This window comes from Acinetobacter sp. NIPH1876 (assembly GCF_022808535.1).
Lineage (GTDB): Bacteria > Pseudomonadota > Gammaproteobacteria > Pseudomonadales > Moraxellaceae > Acinetobacter > Acinetobacter higginsii.
Map to the genome: position 1 here is coordinate 1 of NZ_JALGBR010000001.1, position 26,303 is coordinate 26,303.

Annotated in this window: 22 protein-coding genes and 2 pseudogenes; 16 read left to right on the forward strand and 8 right to left on the reverse strand. The window is 40.9% G+C overall.

Going from position 1 to position 26,303, the window contains the following annotated elements; translation table 11 throughout:
- Window positions 1–82 precede the first annotated feature (82 nt).
- The 8 genes and pseudogenes from MN869_RS00005 to MN869_RS00040 all read right to left on the reverse strand — a co-directional run.
- A pseudogene (locus MN869_RS00005) lies at window positions 83–661 on the reverse strand (YoaK family protein); the annotation flags it as partial.
- 6 nt (window positions 662–667) lie between these two features.
- Entirely contained in the window at window positions 668–1,870 is a 1,203-nt protein-coding gene (gene sstT / locus MN869_RS00010; RefSeq protein WP_005316023.1) for a serine/threonine transporter SstT, read from the reverse strand.
- A gap of 197 nt (window positions 1,871–2,067) precedes the next feature.
- Window positions 2,068–3,768, reverse strand: a complete 1,701-nt coding sequence (gene sulP, locus MN869_RS00015; RefSeq protein ID WP_033133288.1) for a sulfate permease — start codon at window positions 3,766–3,768, stop codon at window positions 2,068–2,070.
- An 81-nt stretch (window positions 3,769–3,849) separates the two neighbouring features.
- Window positions 3,850–4,161, reverse strand: a complete 312-nt coding sequence (locus tag MN869_RS00020) for a metalloregulator ArsR/SmtB family transcription factor (RefSeq protein WP_004807645.1) — start codon at window positions 4,159–4,161, stop codon at window positions 3,850–3,852.
- A gap of 565 nt (window positions 4,162–4,726) precedes the next feature.
- Window positions 4,727–5,293, reverse strand: a complete 567-nt coding sequence (locus MN869_RS00025) for a TetR/AcrR family transcriptional regulator (protein ID WP_004807643.1) — start codon at window positions 5,291–5,293, stop codon at window positions 4,727–4,729.
- 476 nt (window positions 5,294–5,769) lie between these two features.
- A pseudogene (locus MN869_RS00030) lies at window positions 5,770–6,293 on the reverse strand (hypothetical protein).
- Between the two features lie 37 nt (window positions 6,294–6,330).
- On the reverse strand, window positions 6,331–7,386 hold the full coding sequence (locus tag MN869_RS00035; RefSeq protein ID WP_004807638.1) for a linear amide C-N hydrolase: 1,056 nt from the start codon (window positions 7,384–7,386) through the stop codon (window positions 6,331–6,333).
- A gap of 199 nt (window positions 7,387–7,585) precedes the next feature.
- On the reverse strand, window positions 7,586–8,752 hold the full coding sequence (locus tag MN869_RS00040) for a cupin domain-containing protein (protein WP_033133003.1): 1,167 nt from the start codon (window positions 8,750–8,752) through the stop codon (window positions 7,586–7,588).
- A 202-nt stretch (window positions 8,753–8,954) separates the two neighbouring features.
- Between MN869_RS00040 and dnaX the strand changes: the two genes are divergently transcribed.
- The 16 genes from dnaX to MN869_RS00120 all read left to right on the forward strand — a co-directional run bounded on the left by dnaX (window position 8,955) and on the right by MN869_RS00120 (window position 26,248).
- A complete protein-coding gene (gene dnaX, locus MN869_RS00045) occupies window positions 8,955–10,931 on the forward strand; it encodes a DNA polymerase III subunit gamma/tau (RefSeq protein ID WP_243306735.1) in 1,977 nt (658 codons plus the stop codon).
- Between the two features lie 113 nt (window positions 10,932–11,044).
- Window positions 11,045–11,683, forward strand: a complete 639-nt coding sequence (locus MN869_RS00050) for a VWA domain-containing protein (RefSeq protein ID WP_005203231.1) — start codon at window positions 11,045–11,047, stop codon at window positions 11,681–11,683.
- Between the two features lie 37 nt (window positions 11,684–11,720).
- Window positions 11,721–12,362: a TerD family protein gene (locus MN869_RS00055; protein WP_005203232.1), complete on the forward strand. Its 642-nt coding sequence runs from the start codon at window positions 11,721–11,723 to the stop codon at window positions 12,360–12,362.
- Between the two features lie 37 nt (window positions 12,363–12,399).
- The gene (locus MN869_RS00060) at window positions 12,400–13,035 is read left to right on the forward strand and encodes a VWA domain-containing protein (RefSeq protein WP_005203233.1); all 636 of its coding nucleotides are present in this window, start codon (window positions 12,400–12,402) and stop codon (window positions 13,033–13,035) included.
- Window positions 13,036–13,069: 34 nt separating this feature from the next.
- Complete coding sequence (locus tag MN869_RS00065; protein ID WP_033133004.1) at window positions 13,070–14,128, forward strand: TerY-C metal binding domain-containing protein; 1,059 nt, start codon at window positions 13,070–13,072, stop codon at window positions 14,126–14,128.
- Between the two features lie 21 nt (window positions 14,129–14,149).
- A complete protein-coding gene (locus tag MN869_RS00070; protein ID WP_033133005.1) occupies window positions 14,150–15,961 on the forward strand; it encodes a PP2C family serine/threonine-protein phosphatase in 1,812 nt (603 codons plus the stop codon).
- Window positions 15,954–17,483 (forward strand): lipopolysaccharide kinase InaA family protein, encoded by a 1,530-nt coding sequence (locus tag MN869_RS00075; RefSeq protein ID WP_033133006.1) that lies wholly within the window; start codon window positions 15,954–15,956, stop codon window positions 17,481–17,483. Before MN869_RS00070 ends, MN869_RS00075 begins: the two co-directional genes overlap by 8 nt.
- Window positions 17,480–18,532, forward strand: a complete 1,053-nt coding sequence (locus MN869_RS00080) for an ATP-grasp domain-containing protein (RefSeq protein WP_033133007.1) — start codon at window positions 17,480–17,482, stop codon at window positions 18,530–18,532. Before MN869_RS00075 ends, MN869_RS00080 begins: the two co-directional genes overlap by 4 nt.
- 42 nt (window positions 18,533–18,574) lie before the next feature.
- Window positions 18,575–19,714: a phosphoribosyltransferase domain-containing protein gene (locus tag MN869_RS00085; protein ID WP_033133008.1), complete on the forward strand. Its 1,140-nt coding sequence runs from the start codon at window positions 18,575–18,577 to the stop codon at window positions 19,712–19,714.
- Entirely contained in the window at window positions 19,707–20,528 is an 822-nt protein-coding gene (locus MN869_RS00090) for an HAD hydrolase family protein (RefSeq protein ID WP_005203240.1), read from the forward strand. Before MN869_RS00085 ends, MN869_RS00090 begins: the two co-directional genes overlap by 8 nt.
- Window positions 20,512–21,663 (forward strand): cysteine protease StiP, encoded by a 1,152-nt coding sequence (gene stiP, locus MN869_RS00095; RefSeq protein ID WP_033133009.1) that lies wholly within the window; start codon window positions 20,512–20,514, stop codon window positions 21,661–21,663. Before MN869_RS00090 ends, stiP begins: the two co-directional genes overlap by 17 nt.
- Before the next feature lie 4 nt (window positions 21,664–21,667).
- On the forward strand, window positions 21,668–22,549 hold the full coding sequence (locus MN869_RS00100; RefSeq protein ID WP_033133010.1) for an HpcH/HpaI aldolase/citrate lyase family protein: 882 nt from the start codon (window positions 21,668–21,670) through the stop codon (window positions 22,547–22,549).
- 25 nt (window positions 22,550–22,574) lie between these two features.
- On the forward strand, window positions 22,575–23,774 hold the full coding sequence (locus MN869_RS00105; RefSeq protein WP_033133011.1) for a TerD family protein: 1,200 nt from the start codon (window positions 22,575–22,577) through the stop codon (window positions 23,772–23,774).
- A 102-nt stretch (window positions 23,775–23,876) separates the two neighbouring features.
- Window positions 23,877–24,455, forward strand: coding sequence for a TerD family protein (locus tag MN869_RS00110; RefSeq protein ID WP_243306736.1), 579 nt, complete (start codon window positions 23,877–23,879; stop codon window positions 24,453–24,455).
- A 59-nt stretch (window positions 24,456–24,514) separates the two neighbouring features.
- Entirely contained in the window at window positions 24,515–25,585 is a 1,071-nt protein-coding gene (locus tag MN869_RS00115; protein ID WP_005203250.1) for a DUF475 domain-containing protein, read from the forward strand.
- A gap of 87 nt (window positions 25,586–25,672) precedes the next feature.
- On the forward strand, window positions 25,673–26,248 hold the full coding sequence (locus tag MN869_RS00120; RefSeq protein ID WP_004653185.1) for a TerD family protein: 576 nt from the start codon (window positions 25,673–25,675) through the stop codon (window positions 26,246–26,248).
- The last annotated feature ends 55 nt before the right edge of the window (window positions 26,249–26,303 follow it).

Sequence of the window (26,303 nt, forward strand, 5' to 3'; positions counted from 1 at the left end):
CTTGAACGGGAATAGTATCTATTTTTTGCTTTCATATAAGGAAGTTACCATACTTTTTAATATGCTTAACTTCCTAAGCCCCTAAATAAGGATAAAGCAGACTCGCAATAAGTCCACCACATAAAAAACCGATAAAGATGAGAAGATGCAGAAAAATACGGCGTTTTTCTACTTTTAAGCCACGTGCTTTATAACCTAATGCTAAACCGATATCGGTCAGGACGCCAGATAAGTGCGTTGTGCGGATAATTGCACCTTTGTAGTGGCTCACCATGGCATTCTGTACGCCCATGGCAACACAGGCCCATAACAGGCCGTAGCGCGGGAAATAAGGCAGTAAGAGCCAAGTGAGAACCAGAAAGATCGCGACTAAACTAAGCGGCAAGCCATAACGTCGACCAAATGCAACGCTGCCATTGCCAAGGATTAAGCCACTATAAAAAGAGCCAATCACAAAGCAAAGGATAACCAGACTGAGGTAGATAAAATGCTCAGGCTGCCAGTCAAGCAAACTCATTGCTAACATACTGACATTGCCTGTCATGTGTGAAACGGACTGATGTAGGACTGTAAATAAGCCCAAAACGTTTACCATTCCTGCATTCAGTGCAAGGAAGAAAGCACCGAGTTGAATCCAGTTAGGTAAACGTTGAAGTGGCATAGCAACCTATGATCTTGGATGGTCTCTAAAATCAACAGCAGCGGTAAATAATACATCTGTCGATGAATTCAATGCTGTTTCCGTTGAATCTTGCAATACACTGATAATCATACCAATCGCAACAATTTGCATGGCAATTTCAGATGATATACCAAACAAACTACAAGCAACAGGGATTAACAATAAAGACCCACCTGCAACGCCTGAAGCGCCACATGCAGAAACCGTTGCAACCACCGATAAAATAATCATGGTACTCAAGTCGACAGGAATATCGAGTGTATGCACAGCAGCAAGGGTAAGTACCGTAATCGTGACTGCTGCACCTGCCATATTGATAGTCGCACCCAATGGAATTGATACGCTTGCAGTTGCTTCATTGACACCTAAACGCTGAGCCAAATCTAGGTTTACTGGAATATTGGCAGCTGAACTACGGGTAAAGAAAGCGGTGATACCACTTTCTTTTAAACAGGTAAAGACTAAAGGATATGGGTTAGCCTTCATGGTAATCGCAACCAAAATTGGATTAATCACCAGTGCAACAAACAGCATTGTGCCGATTAGAACCGCTAATAGGTGGGCATAACTGGTCAGTGTTGCTAGACCTTCGCTTGCAAATGTCACTGCAACTAAACCAAAAATACCAATCGGAGCAAAACCAATCACGGTATGAATGATTTTATTGACTGCTCCAGCCACATCAGTCAAAACTTGCTTGGTCGTGTCAGAGCTATGACGTAAAGCCAGACCTAAACCAATTGCCCAAGCCAAGATACCAATAAAGTTGGCTTCACCAATTGCTTGAACAGGGTTTGCAATAAAACTTAAAAGTAAATTCTTTAGAATCTCTGCAAGGCTACCTGGTGCTTGAAGGCCTGTTTCTGCCGGTAAATGTAAAAACAGTTGGCTTGGAAACAAAACACTTGCAGTTACTGCACTGAATGCGGCAAGTAACATCCCGACTACATATAAAACCAGTACAGGTTTGATATTTGAATTCTGACCAATCTGGAAATTTGCAATTGAAGATAGAACTAAAACAAAAACTAAAATCGGTGCAACAGACTTTAATGCTTTAATGAATAATTCACCCAATAAACTTAAGTAGGGTGTAAAGTTAGGAAAGAGCAAAGCGACGCCAATCCCTAAAAAAATAGCGATAATAATTTTGCTAACTAAGCTCAAGCGAGACAGTACATTAAACATATAAAGGCCTTATAAACCTATGCACGGTTTAAGGTTAAACAAGCGCGGTATTCTATACCTAAGAACCGTGAATAATAAAATTTTTTTTGCAATTCAATTACTTTAAAAATACCGAAAAAATTAACACAATGTTTTTTAAAAATAATTATGAAAACATGATACATCCTTTTGTATAAAAAAAATCCAATAAAAGCTGCTCATTCTACAAGCATTTCAGGCGAAAGTGTTTGTATTGCTTGATAATGTGATAAAAATATTTGGCCTGTAAGCTCATTTTTGAGCTGGGATTTACATAGTCGCTCCATAACAGGGCTCTTCACTTCGGATAAATGTAATTGGATAGTCAGCTGAGCTAATTCTCGATTTAGGTCTTCTAACATTTCTAATGCACTGAGATCGATATTGCTAATGCTTGAGCAGTTGATCACAACATGTCGCAACAGCGAATTCTGGCTAACTTCTGTAATCACATAACCTTTCAGAACATGGGCATTTAAAAAGTTAAGGTTTTCATCAACACGGAAAGAAACCACAGTTGGAGTTGTAATGACATTGTAATTTGAGATGTTTCTAAAGTGTTGAGTTCCTTCAATTAAACCAATAACAGCAATATGAGGGCGGCTAATACGCCAAAGCAGTAGAATAAAGGTCAGTACAATACCAATGATCAGTCCTGTTGAAATATCTATACAGGTTACACCAAAAAAGGTAACCCACATTGCCAGTCCGTCAGCTTTTGAATATTTCCATGTTTCAATAAATGGAGTCAGTGTTATCAACTTCCAGATAGAAACAAAAATTGTGGCAGCTAATACAGCGAGTGGTAGGTTTTGAAAGAAGCCTGTAAAGTAAAGGCTGACTGCAATCATCAATAAAGATGAAATAACACCAGACATCGGGGTTTTCGCTCCCGCATCAGCGTTGACAACCGTACGAGATAGGCTACCAGAGACTGCAAAACCGGAATTAAATCCCGCAGCAATATTGGCTAAGCCTAAAGCAATCAGTTCTTGGTTACTGTCTAAGTCATCGCGCTTTTGTAGTGCTGTGGCTTGCGCAATGGCCAGCGATTCTACAAAGCTAATCATTGCAATCATAAATGCGCTTGGGAGTAGTTGCAGAATCAGCTCAGTGTTCCATGTTGGGAAATGAAAATTGGGCAGGCCTGTTGGGATGACTCCAACTGTTTTGATTGCCTGATCATCGTTTCCAATAAAGGTGATGACCGCGATAGAGAGCAAAACCAGTAATAAAGGTAATATTTTGTTCAGAAAATTGGACCGAATCAGTTTTGGAAGCATAAACAGGAGTAAAACAGAAATTAGCCCAAAGCTTATGCCTGTCAAAGTCACTTGGTGCAAGTTTTGAGATAAGCTCAGTAAAAACTCAGGAATATTGCCTGCTTGTAACGGGATATCCAGTAAAAACTTAAATTGTCCTAAGGCGATCAGTAACGCGGATGCAATGATAAAGCTTTGAATAACAGGATGACTAATAAGCTGAATAAGAAAACCGAAACGCAATAAACCTAAAAGCAGAGAAATGATCCCGACAAGTAGCGCTAATAAGTAAGCAGCTTCGATATAGGCAGTTGATCCAGCAGCAAATAGTGGGTCAAGTGCTGTAAATACCATCATCGAAATAATGGCGACAGGACCAATCGAAAGGGTGGTACTACTTCCTGTAAAGGCATAGATAATCATGGGTAGTATACTGGCGTATATCCCCATAATTGGCGGAAGCCCTGCCAACATTGCATAAGCCATACCTTGTGGTACCAACATAGCCAATACAATGCAGGCTGCAATCAGATCAGACTTTAGGCTGGAAAGCTGATAACGACTTAACCATTTTCGCGCAGGAAAAAGTTTAGATAGGTTTAGGTTTAGCAATTTCATGCGCAATAGTCTAAATCATAAATTTATATATATTATGCAGAAAAAATGCTAAAGAGGGTACGGTTGAATTTTTTTTGAGAATTATGCCTGAGGGCAGTAATGCTCATACAGCGTATTCAAAACCACTTGCAACTTTGGATCTAAAATTGAGTAAAAAATTTGTTTGCCATCGCGACGGGTAGAAACAACATTACTTTTTCTTAACATCATCAATTGCTGTGAAAGCGTAGGTTGGAAGATTTGGGTTAATTCTTCAATTTGTGAAACATTAAGTTCTTGTTTAGCCAAATGACACAAAATAATTAAACGATCAGTATTTGCCAGAGATTTCAGTACAGTCACAATTGTACCAGCTGACTCTCTCATGGCGTCGATCTCGAAATCCTTTTGCATGCATATACTCTCTAGGTTACAGCCGAGGCTAGTATAAAGTCACGCAATGAAAAAATTGTAGTAAAACTGAATAATTGCAATGGTTTTTAATGAAAATGTATATCAGTAAAAGTAATAAGAAGGTGTTATACTGTTGATTAATCGGTTGTTTGAGTGAAATTCGTGATTAAATTCACATTATCGTGGTTTTGAGAGATTTATATCCAGTTTGACGCCATTAAGATTCGATATCCTTTGCTTTATTCTTTAAAAATACTAAATAATAAAATTAAGTGGTTAATATAATTAACGAATATAAAAAACTAAAAAAAAGATTGTGCTTTACAAAAAAACATATATAATGAGAAACAAGACAGAACGATCTGTCTGCATAAGAAGGATCGGAAGTGCGAAAGTGCAACCGCCAGAGGGTAATAATATTTATTATTCTTTTTACACTCAGACGCAAGCGTGAGCCACAATAATAACTATAAATCACGCTTTATTTTTTTATGCAATGATACCTGATTTTTCAAACACTTTTAATAAAAAAATATCCCTTTATTTATAAAGGGATATTTTGTATTTATGCCAAAGCTTTTTCAAAACTGATTAAGTGCTCAACGCGTTTCCAGTATTCATCCATTTCAACTGAGTGCTTATTGACATGGGCTTGAATCGTCATACCATCTAAAATGCTGACAATCAATGTTGCAAGATGAGTCGGGTTACGAATATCCAAACTTTTCAATAAGTTTTCAATTAAAGCTGTTAACCAAATTTTATATTGGGTAGCAGGTTGCAACGTAGAAGGATAGATTTTAATCACTTCTTCTAACGCTTTCTGAAACATACAGCCATTAAAATCTTCGCTGTTAAACCAGGCTGCATACCATCCAAAGATTGCTTTAAGTTGGTCAAGATGATCCTCTGGATCACATTCTGCCAAAGTTGCATTTAAAGAAGTTTGGAGATTAATGTTACGTTGCACTAAGCATTCTTCAATTAACTTTTCCTTTGAAGGGAAGTATTTGTAGAAAGTCATTTTTGCAACGCCCGATTCACTAATGATTCGATCTACACCGATCGAGTTATAGCTATGCGAATTAAAAAGTCTTAATGCAGTGGTAATAATATCTTCTTTTTTTGACATACAACGCCTCTAGTTCGCCCATCGCCAAGAGCATCATGTTGCATTTCATCATGCAATTTTGGCAGGGATTTTACATGGTATTTTGAAAATATCATAGGAAAAAATAACATTATTCATTTAAATGATTCTTTTGTCCGTATTTTCAAGTACAGAGTTTGAAATGAATGTTTATATCTATAGAAAATAACTATTAATAAAATCTTAAAATACGATAAAAGATTAGAATAACTTAAATTTATTTGATCCGTGATTATTCATCTAATTGTTTTCAAAGGATAACTAGTTTTATGGGGTGTTTAGATTTAATTATGATGGTTATGTTGAGATTTATTCTTGTTTGTAGGTTTGTGTATATTTAAGCAACGCTTCTACTTTTAATGCTTACTCTGGAATCTATTTTGAATAAATACATAATATAAAAGCCAGTTAGTTATAGTTAAAATAAATAACTGACTTTCATCGTATAATTTTCTATTTTAAGATTTGTTTTGTTGCAATGGTAGTGTTGCAATGAGCTTTATAAAATTATGGTAAAGCATCGATTGTTGGCTTGGGGTATAGACAGAACGTTTGATGTTGCCTTTATCTGTTTCGATCGAAAGTTCGACATTTTTTGCTTTTTTCAGCTCGTACAGGAATGTACTCGGCAGAATGAAGCTATTCGATGAGCGTCTTGGAATCAGTCGATTGATGTCTTTTTGCTGCGTTGGACCAACGGGCTGATAAGTAAAAGTCTTATCATCAATTAAGAAAGTAAGGCTAAAGTAAGGCTTTTGATATCATAATAATCATAGCTACTGTTGAGTACGGTCTCGACTCTTAATTGCTCTTTGTGTTGTTTATCCCATTCAACAAAAACATTCGGGCAAAGTTCGTTGGCTTTGCAGTTCAAAGAGCCTGCGGTTGCGAGATTGTCTGTTGAGTTTGCAGAAGAGTCAGGTAAGGTCGCGCAGCCACTCATCACAATACAAAGGCTCAGTAAACTTAAAGTTTTTTTCATCTTTTTAACTCTCTAGGATGTACTCAATATTTCAGTGTTAATGATGTAGTTGTGGACCAAGAAATTCAAATGGTTTTGATATTTTAAATTGATTGGTTGCATCACCAGCAAAAGTATTCTGTTGATCTTTGCCAAGATCAAGTTTACGCGTTAAACCATCTTTAAAGTTAATTTTCTTTAAATCCACCCAAAATACATTGGGGGAGACTGCAGATTCAAAGAAATAAAGTTGTTGTTTGTGGTCTGCAACGGTTCGCCAGCGTGTCGATGAAATATTCGGTTCTTCTGCTGTATTGAGGCCATAAGGAACAGATGCATTACGAATCACACTAAAAACAGAAGCTAAGGCATCTTTAGGATTGTCATTTTTTGGAATCGCATTGATATAAAAAGAGGCACGTGCAAAGCGGTCAGCAGCACGATTGGTCCCTGGTAACATGACTGTACCACCAATTTGTTGCCAGTAAGTGTTGAGTGCCAGTTGTTGATCAAATATTGGTGAGTTGGTCATAACTTGATATTTTTTATTGTGGTGAATAACTTGCTTGCCCCCAATATATTCGATAATGGCACTATCACCGGTTTTGTCTGAAATAGATAAATGCAATGTCGCGAGGCGTTGTTCGCCTGGCACGCTGTCAGTAATCAGATCGAAGGGTTCTTTTTCTAAAGCACTGACAGCTTCTGCAACGCTTGCATAGTTATCAAGTACATATTGCGCCCAAGCCGAAATGCTGAGTTGCGGTTTTTTAGATTGTTTGGTGTCTGGATATTGAGATTCAACCAACCATAATACATTGGCAACCAATCCAGCTTCATTCATGCCGTCAGTCGTTGAAATATCATAACCTGTGGCAATCACACTGCCGTATTTAGCTTTCCATTTTAGAGATTTTGGCCCTGCATTGCTGTCTCTAAGTACACCACTGGGTAAAATCCAAAGATTAGTGCCTACATCAACCTTCCAGTCCATGGAGCGGGCGGTGATGATATGGTCATTGTTGCCTAAATAAACTGCTCGGGTGCAGGCATGGCTGGTTTGTAGAATGAATGAGGATGCGAGAAAGGAAAAACATAATATTTTTTTAAACACAAGTCAGACTCCTTGCTGTAGTATCAAAGTGATTTATATCAAATATTTTTATAATGACTTGGCTTTAGTCTATTAAAAAAAAATTCTTATTCAAGCATTAAAATGTAATCATTATAAAAAGTAGGGTTTTATTTTTTTGATCTGGAATTTAGATAAATGTGGATAGAGATTAATCTCTATCCACAAGAAAATGGATGTTCTAGTTTTCGTTTGGTGGTAATAACATCACGACGGCGGTATTCAGCAACGTTGTGATATCTTCTAGAATCTCAACTTCATTAAATCGGTCATCTAGCAAGAGGCTTTCACCATCTGCAATTTGCTTCAAAAAAGGAATAAAAGCTTCTGATACACAAACGGTATCGCCATTTGCCCAAAACTCTAAAGATTCACCTTGTTTTCTGTAAAGCAAACGAGAGGCGGGTTCTAGAATAATTTGATAATCCGCACCAATAATCTCGGCAACATCATGAGCATCAACCTCTTCAGGTTCTGGAATGTTGTTTGGATAGCTTGCTTCACTCATATAGGCCATGATCGCTGCATCAAATTCAGGTGCCTGAGTGAGATAATCAAGTAATTGAGTCTTTAAATATGAAAACTCAGTACTGTTAATTTCCCCTAAATGTGCTGTTTGCTGGCGTGCAATATCGATCAATGGATTTTTGAGTAAGGTATTCTCTGCAAATTTATCACTCACTTGATCAATCATTTCTGAGAGGTTTGGCATGCGGAAGCCAAAAGAGTAGGTTAAGCAATCATCTTCAGCCACACCATAATGCGCGAGACCTGGTGGGACATAAAGAAGGTCGCCTGGGGCAAGAATTTCATCAAAATGAATGTCTAAGTCTGCTAGAAGTTTCAGCGGTTGATCTGGCAAAAACTCAGTTGATTCATCACACATTTGACCTAATTGCCAACGGCGATGACCATGGCCTTGTACCAAGAACACATCATAAAAATCGAAGTGCTTACCAACAGAGCCACCTTTAGGTGCATAAGACACCATGATATCGTCGCGGCGCCATTGAGGGATAAATGGAAACTTCTTCCAAAGCTCTGAAATATCAAATGAATAATGATCTACTGCTTGAACTAGAAGTGTCCAAAGATTTGGCAGCTTTTGGAAATCACCTTTGGTTAAAGGAGAGGATTTCACATGCCACTCATTTGGATTTTTATTTTTCTGACGGATTAAGCGAGCGGTGACATCTTCTTCCAATGCCAGTTCTTGAACATCTGCTGGTTCTAATAAGCCGATAATTTCAGGCATTGCATTACGGACCAACAACGGCTTTTTCTGCCAATATTCATTAAGAAATTGTTCTGCGCTAATGCCGCCGAGTACCGTTAAAGATTGAGACATGGGAAATAAAACCAACAACACATAAATTAGTGCGTATTCTCCCTTGAGTTGAATATTGGCGCAAGTCTTGTCTGAATGTGATGAAAAGATCGGAAATAGTCATCAAAAGTGCAGCAATGTATTTAATCTTGATCAATTAGAAGCGGATTCATTCACAGACTTTCAAAAAAACAGTATGCTTAAGACGCAAAAAGGAGCATTCATGTATCAAGTACTGGCAAGAAAATACCGTCCACGTAATTTCAATGAGTTAGTGGGGCAAAACCATGTTTCTCGTGCTTTAACCAGCGCATTAGAACGTGGGCGTTTGCATCATGCCTACTTGTTTACTGGAACGCGTGGTGTCGGTAAAACCACGATTGCCCGTATTTTAGCCAAATGTTTGAACTGCGAGACAGGCGTGACGTCAACGCCCTGTGAAGTTTGTGCAACTTGTAAGGCGGTAAATGAAGGTCGTTTTATTGATTTAATTGAAATCGATGCGGCGTCACGGACCAAAGTTGAGGATACCCGCGAGTTACTCGACAATGTGCCTTATGCGCCGACACAGGGTCGCTTCAAAGTTTATCTGATCGATGAAGTGCATATGCTTTCAACGCATTCATTCAATGCCTTGCTCAAGACACTGGAAGAACCACCTGAGCATGTGAAGTTCCTCTTTGCAACGACAGATCCACAAAAACTGCCGATTACCGTCATCTCGCGCTGTTTGCAATTTACCTTACGTCCTTTGGCTGTTGATGAAATTACAGAACATTTGACAGCAATTTTAAATAAAGAGCATATCGAAGCCGATCAAGATGCGATTTGGCAAATTGCAGAATCTGCGCAAGGTTCATTGCGTGATGCATTGTCTTTGACAGATCAGGCAATCGCCTATGGTCAAGGTGCAGTCCATCATCAAGATGTTAAAGATATGCTTGGTTTGATTGACCGAACCATTATTTATGATTTGATTTTGGCAATTCATCAAAATCAGCAAGCACGAGTAAGTCAGCTACTTCTACAATTTAGACAGCAAGCTTTAGACGTGTCTTTGGTTTTGGATCAATTGGTTTCTACCTTGCATGAACTGGCATTGTTGCAATACTTGCCTGATCTTGCATTGAAATATAGTGAAGAAATTAACCAGAAAATTCTGCAGCTGTCGAAACTTATTTCTGCTCAAGATTTGCAGTTGTATTATCAAATTGCCTGTAAAGGTCGAGCTGAGTTGCAACTTGCGGTGACACAAGAGCAAGGATTTGAAATGACGGTGTTGCGTTTACTGGCATTTAGACCGTTAACGTTGAATGAAGTCACGGTTACGGCAATGCCTGTTACGCAAATTACAGCACCTGAAGTGCTTCAGCCAGTACCGGATTTAAGGATAGAAAATCAGTTTGCAGTTCAGCAAGAAACGGTTAGCGTTGAACCTGAACCTGAACCTGAACCTGAACCTGAACCTGAACCTGAACCTGAACAGCGCAATCAAGATCCTCATCTCATGGTGTTTGATGTCGAGGACGGTCAGTTAATTGGATTGGATGTATCAGTACAACAACACACGATTCAGTCGAATATCGTTGAAGCAGATGAGGTGCTGGTTTTTCCTGTTGAGCAAAATCTTCAAGAACAGCTGGAGCAGCCCAAAGTTGAGCAAGTACTTGATCTCGTATCAGAGTCAGTAGCTGAAGTCGTTGTTTTGGAGCCGAGTGTTGTTGCAGACAAGCCCGTTGCACCTAAAATACAACAGCAAGTTCATGAACAAACTGATCTGATGCCTCAAGATATTTTAAAACTGCGTGAGCAGGTCTTAGACGGTGAGTGGGATTTGGAGAAGTGGGAATATTGGTTTAGAACCAGCCAGCTTTCACCTGCGGTTCAAGAGTTAGCTCAACATGGTGTGATGCAAGGACAGATCAATGGCACTTCTGTTTTTCAGATTCCTCAAGAATATGAAGGCATGTTGTCGCAATTGCAGCATGGTTTGGAGGAGGCTTTAAAAGCGCAATGGCCACAAACCCTGTTTAGTGTGCAATATGCTGCAGTGGATTCCAATACGCCTTTAATGATGCAAAATGAGCGTAAAGAAAGAGCATATCATCGTGCAGTCGAGTTATTACACCAAGAGCCGACAATTAAGAGTTTGGTCGATACTTTTGATGCCGAACTAGTCAATATTAAGCTTAATCCTTAGCTGAAATAGGTAGACAGAAGAGTATTTATTTTTTACTTTGTAATGATTTAGATAAGCTAAAAGTGTAATCTAGGCTTAAAATTTAAATCATAACGAAATAAGGGTAAAAAATAATGCGTCGTTTACCAGTTTATTTATTACTTGATACCTCAGGTTCTATGCATGGTGAGCCTATAGAAGCCGTAAAAAATGGGGTACAAATTTTACTTTCGACTTTACGTCAAGATCCTTATGCGCTGGAAACGGCCTATTTATCTTTAATCAGTTTCGACAGCCAAGCCAAACAGTTAGTGCCTTTAACTGAATTGGCTGTTTTCCAAGCACCAGATTTGCAGGTCACAGGAACCACAGCCTTGGGCGATGCTTTAGCGCTATTAGCCGATAAAATAGAACAAGAAGTGGCAAAAACCACAGCAGATGTCAAAGGTGACTGGAAACCATTGATTTTCATTATGACTGATGGTGTGCCAACAGATGATTGGCGTAAAGGTTTGCAACGTTTACAACAAGTCAAAACAGGGGTGATCGTGGCCTGCGCAGCGGGACATGGTGCTGATACTTCAATTTTAAAACAAATCACAGAAGTTGTTGTTGAATTGGCAACGGCAGATTCAAATACGATTAAAGCATTCTTTAAATGGGTTTCTGCCAGTATTTCAACTGGCAGCCAGAAAGTGGATGCAGGGCAAAAAGAAGTCACAGGCTTGGGCGATTTGCCACCTCCACCGCCTGAAGTCAACATCGTACTATAAAAAAAGCAAAATAAAGATTAAATAAGAGGGTAAAACCATGGCTGTAAGTTTAAATAAAGGTCAAGGCATAAGTTTAAGTAAAACTGAAAATAATTTGTCTCAAGTAACGATTGGTTTAGGTTGGGATATTCAGGAACAGAAAAAAGGCTTTCTTGGCGGATTATTTGGTGGCAATAGCGCTGAATATGATCTGGATGTGATTGCCTTCCTTGTGGGGAGTAATGGCAAGGTTAATAATCTGGGGCGAGATGCGCAGGGGAATGTCACCTTAGAAAATAGTGATGTTATCTTTTTTAATAATCAAAAGCATTCTTCGGGACATATCTGGTTAACCGGTGATAACCGTACAGGTGCGGGGGATGGCGATGATGAACAAATTATCGTGAAGCTCAATGACCTGAATCAACAATACCAAAAAGTGGTTTTTGTGGTGCAAATCTATAAAGCCGCAGAAAATAACCAACATTTTGGTCAAGTTAAAAATGCATTTATCCGTGCAGTGGATACCACAGGCAAGGAAATGGTCCGTTTCGATTTGTCGGGCACAGGCCAATATGATCAACAGCGCTCATTACTCTTTGCTGAACTTGTCCGTGAATCAGCTGGATGGAAATTTAATGCAGTCGGACAGGCCTCCCAATCCGATTCATTTGTAGAATGGTTAAAACAATACGCTTAAAAATTTGATTTTCGGCTAAAGAAAGGTTTAGAACAACATGCGCCGTTTACCCGTTTATATTTTATTAGATACCTCTGGATCGATGCGAGGTGAGCCAATTCATTCGGTGAACGTCGGCTTGCAGTCTATGTTGAGTGCATTGCGTCAAGACCCTTATGCATTGGAGAGTGTGCATTTAAGTATTATTACCTTTGATTTGGAGGCGAAGGTTTATTTGCCTTTAACGCCCTTAGATCAAGTGCAACTGGCTGATATCGATGTGCCGAGTGCGGGCGCAACTTTTATGGGCGCTGCACTTGAGTTGCTTGCTGAGCAAGTCACTCAGCAATTACAGAAAAGTACCGATGAGGTCAAAGGGGACTGGCGTCCACTATTGTTTGTGATGACAGACGGCTCACCGTCTGATGTCTATGCTTACCAGCAAGCGATTCCTGTCATAAAACAGTTAAACTTTGCCAGTATCGTTGCCTGTGCCGCTGGGCCAAAAGCCAAGCAGGAACATCTGCTACAACTTACTGATAAAGTCGTGGTATTGGATACCATGGATGCGGCCTCTTTTGCAGGATTCTTTAAGTGGGTGTCTGCCAGTGTTGTGGTGGGAAGCAGTAGTGCTGGGATTTCAGGCTCTGTTTCATTGCCACCACCGCCGCCAGAAGTGCAGTTGGTGCTGTAAATAAAATAAAGAATACATTAAGGATAATCAGAAGATGCGCCGTTTACCTGTTTTTTTCGTATTGGATTGTTCTGAGTCGATGGCGGGGCAAAATATTCAACAGATGCAACAAGGCATCCAGTTGATTATGCAGCAATTACGTCAAGATCCATATGCCTTGGAAACTGTATATGTTTCTGTTATTGCCTTTGCAGGGATTGTCCGAACTTTAGTTCCGTTAGTGGAAGTGTTTGCTTATTATCCTGCGAAATTACCTTTGGGCGGCGGGACACATTTAGGCAAAGCCTTAGAACATTTGATGAATGAATTTGATCGTCATTTGATTAAAACAACGGAAGAAATTAAAGGGGATTGGAAGCCAATCGTATATTTGTTTACAGATGGTCGTCCGACCGATGAATGTAAAGATGCGATTTACCGTTGGCAAAAGAAATATGCACGACGCTGTACGCTGATTGCCTTAGGAATGGGTAAAAACGTCGATTATGCAACGCTCAAGCAATTAACAGAACACTGTATTGCTTTTGATGAGTTGAAAGAACAAGACTTTAAAAAGTTTTTCCAGTGGATTAGTGCTTCTGTGGTTGCACAAAGTAAAAGTATTGGCGATGGACAGCAGCAAGATCATTTACCGCCAATCGATGAGCGTTATATGCGTCTGGTCAAGGATTTGCCAGCCAAGAAAACCTTGGTGGATGAAAACTGTGTCACTTTTGTGGGACGCTGTGGCAAGCTGAATCGACCCTATTTAATGAAATTTGAACGTGAAATTCAGTATCAAGCACCTCAAGATTTAAATATCAACCTGAATTTATATCATTTTCAATTAACCGAATGCTGCAAAATTGATGAGGATTATTTTACTTGGTCTGATCAAACCCAACATCAGCAGCAGGTCAATACCACGCTATTACAAGGTACTCCAGAATGTCCACATTGTTTGGCCGAAACGGCTTTTGCCATGTGTGGTTGTGGCCAATTGATGTGTTATGACGGTTTTAGCGAAGACGTGACTTGTCCATGGTGTCGTCGCCAAGTCAGTTTTGGCTATGGTGGAATGGACGGCTTCGATGTGCAACGAGGGCGTGGTTAACAATTGGATCTAGGAAAAGCCATGTCGCAAACTTTGACTCCTGACGTTCAGACAGTTTTTTTAAATACATTAAAGCAGCTGTTACAAGATCAAACTCAACAGAATCCTCTGTTACTGGATGATAATTCTATTGATCAATTACTAAGCAATAAGAAGATTTATAATGCCTATCATGATTTGGCTGAACAGATTTATGAGCTGATGGGCTTTCAATTAGAACAGTCAGCAGCGTTTCAGCATTCTTTATTACAGCGCATCCTGGAGCAGGGGCGCTTGCCGGTTTACATCTCTAAAGCTGAAAATATCAATAGCGCTGAATCAAGCCAACCGCTATTCGATCATATCCAAATGATGCAGAATTCAATTGATGAGACGGATGTATTGGAGTCAGTTGATCAGCTTGATTTTCTAGATGAACTTTATTTGTCCCCGTCTATTGAAGCAGAAGCTGATCCTTCTTTTATAAATGATTGCTTTGTCGCTACGCCACACCAGACAACCTCGCTGCTGTCAGTTAAGTCGATCACAGATATCGACGCAAATAATACAGACCACAATCAGAATAATGCCTCAGGAAAATCAAATCATGAGGTGAAAATGGTGAAAAAAATGCCTCATTTTCAGATACCCAATGCGCGTGTTGGGCAAGACTATCAAGCCCGTATCCAAATGCAATATCCAGTCAAAGAGGACGTGCTGATTTGCTCAGAATCGATCAAAATTCCAGACGACTTAGGCATCGTATTTGATGATGAAACGCAACAATTACAGGGCATACCGCTACAAGCTGGTGAATTTAAACTGGCATTTCAGTATAAAAATAACGAAGCCACACAAGCATGGTCTTCGGGTGAGGTGACCTTTATTATTACTGCCGATCCGCGTAGTTTATGGCAGGTCAATGAGCCTGATATCCATGCGCCTTATCAGAAAGCACATAGTGATCACCAATTGATCCAGACTGAGCACTTTAACCTTGCTGCCTGTAGCCAGCGCGGGCGCTCACATGAACACGCAGGTACATTCCGTGATGATGACTTTCTGATTACTCAAGTTGCAGAGACCGATTGGTCAGTATTGATCGTTGCAGACGGTGCTGGCAGTGCCAGTTATTCTCGACAAGGTTCTTTGCTTGCAGTGCAAAGTGCAGCCAAAACGCTGACGGATTATCTCGAACAGCATCATCCGCATCTTGATCGCTTATTGCAGCAATGGCAAGTTGGCAGTGACGATGAAATGACCAAGTCTGTTGCACAGAAAATCTATAAAGATTTTCATGATACTTTCTATAAAACAGCTCAAGTGGCCATTGAGGCCATTGAGCAGGAAGCCGAGTTAAAGCAGGTTGCAGCCAAGGCCTATGCCACGACTTTATTGGTGGCTGTGGTTAAACAATGCGAGCAAAAAACCTTTATTAGTACCTTTTGGATGGGCGATGGCGCGATTGCTGTATATGCCAAAGATAAAGTACGTTTAATGGGCAAACCAGATGGTGGCGAGTTTGCTGGGCAAACTCGTTTCTTGGATCGCAGTTTTGCACAGCAGTTTGCTAGTCGCGTCAATATTGGCTATTACGATGATTGTGAAGCTGTAATTCTGATGACAGATGGTATTTCCGATCCACGCTTTGAAACGGATGCTGGACTTGCGAACCACGAAAAATGGCAGGCCTTATGGCAAGAAATTGAACCACAGTTACAGCAGCCACACCCAGATCAGGCTTTATTGGAATGGTCAAAGTTCTTTAGTGCAGGGCATCATGATGATCGTACTTTGGCGATTTTATGGAATAAGCCTGTGAGTGTGGATGTGGAGGGTCTTGCCCATGACTAAGATTATCCAGTGTCAAACCTTAGATGGTCGGCCAGTTGCATTCGTTGATGAAGTCATTGGCTCAGGAGCAATGAAAGATGTCTATTTTTCTCCTGATAAATCTTATGTGGTGTGTTTTTTTAGCAAAGAAAAAAACCATTTCTATCAGTCACATGCTGAGCTGGAAAGACAGAAGGACCGCTTAAAGGAAATTGTTGGCAATAAATGGCAAGGTATTTTCAACAGTGCAGGCGGGGATTACTGGAAAAATGTGTTTTGCTGGCCCGATGGTTTGATTGAATATAATGGTTTGTTGGGGATTACAGCACCGACCTACCAAAAACAGTTTTTCTTTGAACATGGGTCTAAAAATAATGATTTTTTAGGCATTAAAGGTAAGGAAAAAGAAGGGAAATGGTTTGCCAGTGCCAATAACCAAAATCGGTTTTTAGATGAAAAAGAAAAAGGCAATTGGTCGAATTATCTGCGTATTTGTATTTTAATTGCCCGTGCTGTACGCCGTATGCATGCAGCAGGTTTGGCGCATTCAGATTTATCCTACAAAAATATTTTGATTGATCCTGTAACTGGCCGTGCCTGTGTAATTGATGTTGATGGTTTGGTTGTGCCGGGTAAATATCCACCTGATGTGGTCGGAACGCCTGATTTTATTGCACCTGAAGTGGTGAAAACCAATCATTTAAAAAAAGATGACCCACAGCGAAATCTCCCAAATATCATGACCGATCGCCATGCCTTGGCGGTCTTGATCTACATGTATTTGCTGTATCGGCATCCATTACGTGGTGGCAAAGTCCATGATGTGAATGATCCTCAGCGCGATGAAAATCTGGCAATGGGTGATAATGCCTTATTTATTGAACATCCAACCGATTCAAGCAATCGGGTAAAAGTTAGTCAAGTCCGTCCAAGTGCTTTACCGTGGGCCGATCCTGAAAAAATTCCATTCACTGTGACAGGCCCTTATTTAAAAGAACTGTTTTTACAAAATTTTGTGACAGGTTTACAGCAACCGCAGCAGCGGCCTTCAGCCAATGATTGGGAAACCGCTTTGGTTAAAACGGTGGATTTGATCCAGCCTTGTTTAAATAGCGATTGCAGTCAAAAATGGTATGTATTTGATAATACAACAAAACCAGTATGTCCATTTTGTGGTACAGCCTTTAAAGGCAAGTTACCTGTACTGAACCTCTATTCGGCACGCCGAGAAGGTAGTTTTAGACCTGATAATCATCGTTTAATGGTCTGGACAGGGCAGTCACTTTACCCGTGGCATGTCAATAATTTGATTGCACCGAACGAGCGTCTAACAGCAGAGCAAAGCAAACGTGTCGGCTATTTTGTTTTTCACCAAAATCAGTGGTGGCTGGTCAATGAAAATCTGCCTGACCTCATGGATGTGGCAAGCAAAACAACGATTCCAATTGGCGAAAAAGTTGAATTGCTGGATGGAAAACAAATTTTACTTTCACGTCAGGATGGAGGCCGCTTAGTGGTGGTGCAAATGGTGGAATGTGTATGACACAAATAGTGAATGATCTTGCTCAGATTGGAATTACTGAAGATTCGATCGGGATTTGGTTTACCCAAGCGCATTCTTGTCAACGTGATTTAATTTTGGCCGCAAAAACGGCGCCGTTTGATACCCGAATTCATGTGGTGGCATCACATGCAGACGATCGTCCTGAAATTACATCTGTTGCCGATATCGCTTTACAAGAACCGCCTTTGTTAGAGCGAGTCGAGTGGGTTTTACAGCAGGCACAACGCTTCAATGTCAAATTGATTATTGCTGGGCATCATGCTGAACTTTATCTGGCGAAAAAACAGCGCTTCGAACAATTGGGCATCCGTCTCATGGCGGGCTGTGATACGGTTGAGCAGATTGAGCAACTGAATGACAAAGCTCTGTTCACTCAGATCTGTGTAACACACGGCTTGGCGGTCGCGCCTGCAACCATTGTTGAAAATGCCGAGCAATTAGAAGATGCATATCATGACTGGTTGCAACAAGGCGATGTGTGCGTCAAGCCTGCCAAAGGGGTTTTTGCTTCAGGGTTTTGGCATTTAGATCCTAAAGCGGATGCTTTTGATGTGTTTGCCAATAGTATGAAATTCAAGGCGCATCCTGAAAGTTTTATTGAGAGTTATCGCCAGTTAGAACAGCCTCCTGTGTATTTGGTCATGCCATTTCTTGCTGGACTGGAGTGCTCAGTGGATATGTTGTGCGTACATGGTCAGGTGCATGGTGCGATCGCACGTTATAAGCAAAAGAATGGCTGCCAGAGTTTGACATTTGAAGATCCAGCGATTGAGTTGGCCAAACAGGTGGCTGCATTATTTGGTTGTGATGGGCTGGTGAATATGCAGGCTCGATATAATGATCAACAGCAGTTATATATTTTGGAAGTGAATTCTCGGCCATCAGGTGGCATTGCACATACCTTCATGAGCGGCGTGAATTTGGTGCATTTGGCGATTGCCCAAGCACTACAGCTCAATTATCAACCTGAAAAGATGAAAAGTTCGGTCACTGTACGCAGCATAAGTCAGAGTATTTGTGTAATATAAAGACCATTATGTATATTATTTTAACTTAGATTTAAGAATTATATGATTGAGATTGAATTACAACGTGGCAAATTGGATTTAAAGCCCGATGAAAATAGCCATTGGAAATGGCAGGATTTACTCGGTTTTGCTGAACGAATAAATCCGAAGAGAGCTTTTTTATTTGTCTCAAAAGTCTTGGGGAGACATATTCCAGTCAGTCCTCAGGTGATGCGCCATGCGTTTACTGATTTAGCCCAACTGATTCCGAGTGATTTACCTGAGCCAATCTTGGTGATTGGGATGGCAGAAACCGCGGTAGGTTTAGGCGCAGGTGTACATCAAGTCCTGCAAGAACGCTATCCAGATGCACTGTATGTCACCACGACTCGTCATCCTGTTGAAGGCGCACCGTTATTGGCTCGCTTTTTAGAAGAACATAGCCATGCCCAAGATCAATTGCTGTATGGATCTCCTGATGCTGATATCCAAAAGAAAATTTTAGCCAGCAAAAGTATCGTATTGGTTGATGATGAAGCTTCTACAGGGAAAACCTTTATCAATTTAGTGTCTGCACTACAAGCGGCTGGCTTTGATCAAATTTCCCATATTGTGACGGCTACTTTGGCAGATTGGTCATCAGGTATTCATATTGCTGGATTAGATTGTCAGTCCGTGGCGTTGATGACGGGTAAATGGCAGTGGCAGGATGCCGAAAATCCACCACAGATCAACATGCCCAAAGTCGATACCGTGGCATTTGGTGAGTACGCGACCTTGTCTGAACCGACTTGGGGACGTTTACCGATTCAGGATACTTCTGCCTATATTCGTTTGCAGGTCGAACCTCAGCAACGGATTTTAGTATTAGGAAGCGGTGAATATGTCTGGTCTTCATTCTTATTGGCTGAAGATTTGCAGCGTCAGGGCGCAGAGGTGAAATTTAGTGCGATCACCCGCTCACCGATTGCAGTAGGGCATGCAATTCAATCTGCTTTAGCTTTTTCAGATAACTATGGCTTAGGTATTCAGAACTTTGTCTACAATATCAATCCATTAGAGTATGACCGAATCTTTATTACAGTGGAAACCTGTGCTGAGTCAGTCGCCGATAGCCTATTAGACGCGATTCCAAATGCTGAAGTTATCAGCGCAGTAGAATTCCCACATCAAACCTTTAATCTGTGTAGTGCGAATGACTAATTTCTTATTTGACGCGCCAAATATTGCAACGCCGCTCATGTTGGTTGATCTGGATGATACTTTATTCCAGACCCATCGCCGTATTGTTCCCCAAGCTGACTTTAAAATGGTCACCACGGACAAACAGGGACAAGCATTGGCGTATATGAACCCGATTCAGCAGCACTTTGTGCAGTGGTTGTTGCATAGTACACATTTGATTCCCGTCACAGCACGAAGTGCAGAGGCATTGTCTCGGGTACATTTACCTTTTCAGTATGGAGCAGTTTGTTCTCATGGCGGTACGGTACTGAATGCAGATTTCAGTGTAAATCTGGATTGGCATGCACAGATGCAACATGCATTGGCCCCTTATCAAGCACGGCAACAGGCTTTAATTGAGGTGGTACAGCAACAGGCAACCCATTTTGGTTCTATCCGTACTTGGGTGGTCGAAGAGCAAGGTTTAGGTTTATACGTGGTGGCCAAGCAAAATACCGAAAATGATAATCCTTATGCACCGAATTTCTTACCAGAACTATTAAATAGCTTAAGTCCAGATGTATTAGATGGGTTCTATTTTCATTTAAATGGCAATAATTTGGCTTTGATTCCCGAACCTGTAAGCAAAGCCAATGCAGCCCGTTTTTTATTGCAACAGTTTGCGTCTCAACAACGTCCGATTCTCGGTTTTGGCGATAGTTTATCCGATGTGGAGTTTTTGAATCTATGTCATTGGTGGGGCATGCCGAATCACAGTCAATTGAATCGTTGGGTAAAACATAATTTGACGCAGCAATATAAACAAGAAGGATATTATGGCGATTATCAATAAAGATAAAGCAAATGAATTAATTTTAAAACAAGGGTTTAGCGGTAGTTATCAATCAGAACAAGTGACTTTTTTACTTAAACGGACGCATATTGAACCAACCGATACCATCGAAAAAGAACGCCTGATTCAATCGGGCGAAAAGCATTATTCGCAAATGATCAGTTTGGAGAGTGCACCGACCGAACGCCATTTACAGTTGTTTGAACAGGCCATGCAGCAAGGGCAACAGCGTTTGGCTCGAGAAGTTCAGCAGTTGGCACAAGCTTTGGTTGCACAATTCAAGGAACCAATTGTATTGGTGAGTTTTGTACGTGCGGGCGTACCCTTAGGTGTACTGCTTTATCATGCGGTACAGGATTTAGGTCGTGATTGTGTACATTATGGCATCAGTATTATTCGAGACCGTGGTATCGATTTTGCTGCCTTGGAAACCATTATTGCCAAACATGGACACCAATCGATTGTATTTGTGGATGGTTGGACGGGTAAAGGCGCGATTCGTCAAGAATTGCAGCGTAGTTTAGGCAATGATGCGCGTTTTGCTGGGCGGCCTTTACCGTTGGTGGTCTTGTCGGATATTGCCGGTTGTGCATGGTTGGCGGCCAGTGGTGAAGATTGGTTGATTCCGTCAGGTATTTTGGGGTCGACTATTTCGGGCCTTATTTCCCGCAGTATTTGTGAAGGTGAAACCTTGAGTGCCGAGGAAATCAATGCCGAGAATATCGATCAATGGCATCGCTGTATCGAATATAGCCATTTAAAAGAATTTGATACTTCGCAGCAATTTATTCAGCGCATCAACCAGATTCGCACCCAGCTTAATCCACAGCCCAATGCAGTTTGGGCAGAAATACAACAACAGGAACAACAAAATCAAAGCCAGCAAGTGGTACAGAAACTGGCTCAAGAATACGACATTCAAAATATAAATCGGATAAAACCGAGTATTGCTGAAGCAACCCGAGCGATTTTAAGACGAGTGCCTGATCTGGTCTTACTTCGCGACGCCGATGATGCCGATACCCGTTTATTGCGTTATTTAACGCAAGTCACTGAGACACCGGTACAAGTGGTTGGTGATCAAATTGCGCCGTATAGAGCGATTACATTGATTCAAAAATTGGGGAAAGGATAATTTTATGTTATCTGCATTATCTTTAGGGGCAACATTATACATGCCTGCCACGCGTCCAGATTTATGGGCTGTGGTGAAGGGTGAAAAATATCCAGAGTTGCGCTCTTTGGTGATCTGTCTGGAAGATGCGATCACTGAACAGGAAATTGAGTTTGCTAAACAAAATCTCAAACACTTGTTGCAGCAAATTCAACAGCAACAGCGCCTTGAACAACATCCAAAAGTATTTATTCGCCCTCGTCACCTTGCAATGGCCGCTGAGTTAGCAGAATGGCAAGAAATCACCGCTTTAGATGGCATGGTATTGCCGAAATTTGGTTTAGCCAGCTTTAAGCAATGGCTTAGCGTTCTTCCACCAGATCTTCATTATATGCCTACGCTTGAAACAGCTGATAGTTTTGACATGGGGCAAATGAAAGAGCTGAGACAAGCCTTGCCAGAATTTCATAAAGTATTGGTACTTCGGGTTGGGGGCAATGACTTACTCAATTGTTTGGCCTTACGTCGGCCGAGTGATATGACCTTATACCAAACGCCCATCGGCACACTCATTGCAAATCTAGCAGGTCAGTTTTTACCTTATGGTTTTGCACTGAGTGCACCTGTCTGTGAGCATTTTAGTCAGGTGAAATTATTGCAGGATGAATTATATCTGGATTTACAGCATGGCTTGTCGGGTAAAACTGTGATTCATCCTGCACAGATCTCGATTGTACATCAGGCTTATCAGGTCAATGAAATCGAGTTGAAACAAGCGCAGGGTATTTTACAGGATGGCAGCAAGGCTGTATTTGCCTGTCATGGCAGTATGCTTGAACCTGCAACCCATCGTCGTTGGGCGGAACGGATTTTAGAACGGGCAAAAGTGTTTGGGCTAAAAGTATAAAAATCAAAAAATATAGGAATAATCGATGCAACAACTGATTACAGGAGCCAATTTGGCATTGAGCCAGTCACAGTGCCAAGTGAAAATTAAAACCACATTAGCGGCGCATATCGGTTTAGATGTCACCGCCTATGTCTTGAATGCTCAGGCGAAGGTTCGTGGTGATGCGGACATGATCTTTTATGGGCAAAAGCAGACACCGAACCGTAGTGTGGAATTGGTCGAGGCAACCACAAAAGCCCCGTATATTGCGCAATTTAATCTGAACACTCAATTATTCGATGCGGATATCAGCAAGCTTGCGATGTGTGCAACGATTGATGGGCAAGGTGCAATCAATGCGATTCAAGATATTCAGATTGAATTATGGGAAAACGGACAGCTCACGGCAACAGCAACGGTAAAAAGTGCTGAAAAGACTGAAAAAGCACTGATTTTGGCCGAAGTTTATCGTCATAAAGAGCAGTGGAAATTCCGCTTTGTCAATCAGGGGTTCAATGGTGGTTTAAAACCGCTAGCTGAACATTTTGGCGTAGAAATTAGTGATCAAGCTGCAACGCCTGAGCCAGTGCCTCAACCTGTACCTACGCCAGTACCACAGCCTAGAATTAATTTAAGCAAAATTACCTTAGATAAACGCAATAGCCAGATTAATTTACAGAAACAGGCTCACGGTTTTGGTGAGATTAAAATTAATCTGAATTGGAACCAACGGACTCAACAAGCTCAGTCAGCTGGTTTCTTTAAAAAGCTGCTCAACCAAAATCAAGGTATTGATCTGGATTTGGGTTGCCTATTCGAGATGCAAGATGGTAGCAAATCGGTGATTCAGGCTTTAGGTAATCGATTTGGTGATTTTAACGGCTTCCCCTTTATCCAACTTTCTGCGGATGACCGTACTGGTGCATTAACAGAGGGTGAGTGGCTCAGAATTAATGGACAGCACTGGTCGCAGATTCGCCGTGTAGTGTTGTTTGCCTTTATTTATGAAGGTGTCCCGAACTGGGCTGAAACAGATGCTGTGGTCACCATTTATGTTCCAGATCAACCACCGATTGAAATCCGTTTAACTGAAGGGCAGCCTTTGGGGATGTGTGGAATTGTTGAATTGGTGAATCAAGGCGGTAGTATTCAAGTACAACGTCACGTGCGCTATGTACCTGGACATCAGGAGTTGGACCAAGCCTTTGGTTTTGGTCTGCGCTGGGTTGCAGGCAGTAAATAAAGTTGATATTTAATCATGTATTAGATAACAACAATTTCGTATCTATGTAGACATTATTAAGACCATTGAATTTTAAGTGTTCAAACGAGGAGAAAAAACAAAATGGCAATTAGTTTAAATAAAGGTGGAAATTTATCCCTAAGTAAAACAGATCCAAATTTAGTTCGTATTTTAATTGGATTGGGCTGGGATGAGCGTGCGACTGATGGCGCAGCATTTGACTTGGATGCGAATGCATTCTTATTAACTGCAACAGGTAAAGTACGTGGTGATCACGACTTTATTTTCTACAACCAACTTAAATCTCAAGATGGTTCAGTCGAACATACGGGTGACAACCGTTCAGGTCAAGGCGATGGTGATGATGAAACCTTATTGGTTGATCTGTCAAAAGTCTCACCTGAAATTGAAAAAATTGCGATTACCGTGACCATTCATGATGCACAAACACGTGGTCAGAATTTTGGTCAGATTGCCAATGCCTTTATTCGTGTTGTGAACCAAGACACCAATGTAGAAGTGGTTCGTTTTGATTTGGCAGAAGATTATTCGACTGAAACTGCCATGGTGTTTGGCGAGGTTTATCGCCACAATGGCGAATGGAAATTTAAAGCCGTTGGTCAAGGCTATGCTGGTGGGCTTGCTGCAATGTGCCAACAATATGGTATTCAGGTCGGCTAAGGTTCTCATTTCAACACATAAATGATGAATAGCTTAAAGCTGTTTAGAAAAGGAAAAAAATGAAACATTTTCGTTTCTCAATTATTTTTACAGTAATCTGTCTAGGGTTATCAGCATGGTGGGGCTTTACGCATGGCCCAAATGCTGGTTTCTCGATGATGCTTAAAGTTTTATTGATTACGACAGTACTAGCGGTCATGGAAGTATCCCTGTCTTTTGATAATGCTGTTGTCAATGCATCAGTACTCAGAAACTGGGACGAGTTCTGGAAAAAACTATTTCTTACCGTTGGTATTTTAGTTGCTGTATTTGGTATGCGTTTAATCTTCCCACTCTTAATTGTTGGTGTAACCGCTGACATGGGAATGATTGAGGTTGCGAAACTGGCACTGAATGATCCAAAAACTTATTCAGAAAAGTTACTTGCACATCATGCTGAAATTGCAGCCTTTGGTGGGATGTTCCTACTGTTGGTGTTCTTAAACTTCTTGTTTGATGATGGTAAAGATACGCACTGGTTCCATTGGCTGGAAACCCATTTATCGAATCTAGCAAATATTCCTGCGATGTCAGTATTCGTGTCACTGATTGCTTTACTGACTATGGCTGCTTTTGTACCTGAGCAACAAAAACTGATTGTGATTGTCGCGGGGATCTGGGGCATCGTGGTTTATATCGGTGTACAGGTATTGGGTCATTTGCTTGAAGGCAGCAGCGAAGATGATGAAGCCGATGAAAAACCAGTTACTGGTACTTCAAGTAATATCGTCAAAGCAGGCATTGGTGGTTTCCTTTACCTCGAGGTATTAGATGCTTCGTTTAGTTTTGATGGTGTGATTGGTGCATTTGCGATCACAAGTGATGTGGTTGTGATTATGCTCGGTCTGGCCATTGGTGCAATGTTTGTCCGTTCGATGACGATTTATTTAGTTGAGAAAGGCACACTAGAAGCATTTATCTATCTGGAGCATGGCGCACATTATGCGATTGGTGCTTTAGCTGCAATTATGCTTTATACCGGAACAGGTGGTCATGTGCCTGAAGTTGTAACAGGCTTGATTGGTATTGCATTCATTATTTGGGCTGTATTATCTTCAATTGCTTACAGTAAACAACAAACACAAGCTTGATAAAAATGTATGGATACATCATTTATATGATGTCCATGATTCAAATGAAATAAACAATGAGTTGAAATTTAATAAGGAGAAACTCGAATGGCAATTAGTTTAACCAAAGGCGGCAACGTTAGCTTAACCAAAGAAGCGCCTGGCATTACAAAAACAACTGTTGGTTTAGGTTGGAATCCTCGCGTAACTGATGGTGCTGCATTTGACCTAGATGCAATTGCATTTTTAGTCAATGAAGGTGGTAAGGTTCGTGCTGATAATGACTTTATTTTCTTTAATAACTTAAAGTCATCTGATGGTTCTGTGGTTCACAATGGTGATAACCGTACAGGCGAAGGCGATGGTGATGACGAAACCCTAAGTATCGATTTAAGCAAAGTTCCAGCTGACGTTGCAAAAGTGATCTTTGCGGTTACGATTTATGATGGTCAAACCCGTAACCAAAACTTTGGTCAAGTTGCGAATGCCTACATTCGTGTAATTAACGATGCGGGGGGGACTGAAATTGCACGTTATGACTTGTCTGAAGACAGCAGCACTGAAACTGCAATGATCTTTGGTGAACTTTATAAACACGGTAGCGAGTGGAAATTCCGCGCAATCGGTCAAGGTTTTGCTGGTGGCTTAGGGCCATTAGCCGCTTCTTATGGTGTTTCTGTTTAAGATGCCTGTGGAAGATAGTGTTTAGGCACTATCTTCTTTTTCGATATTTATAAAT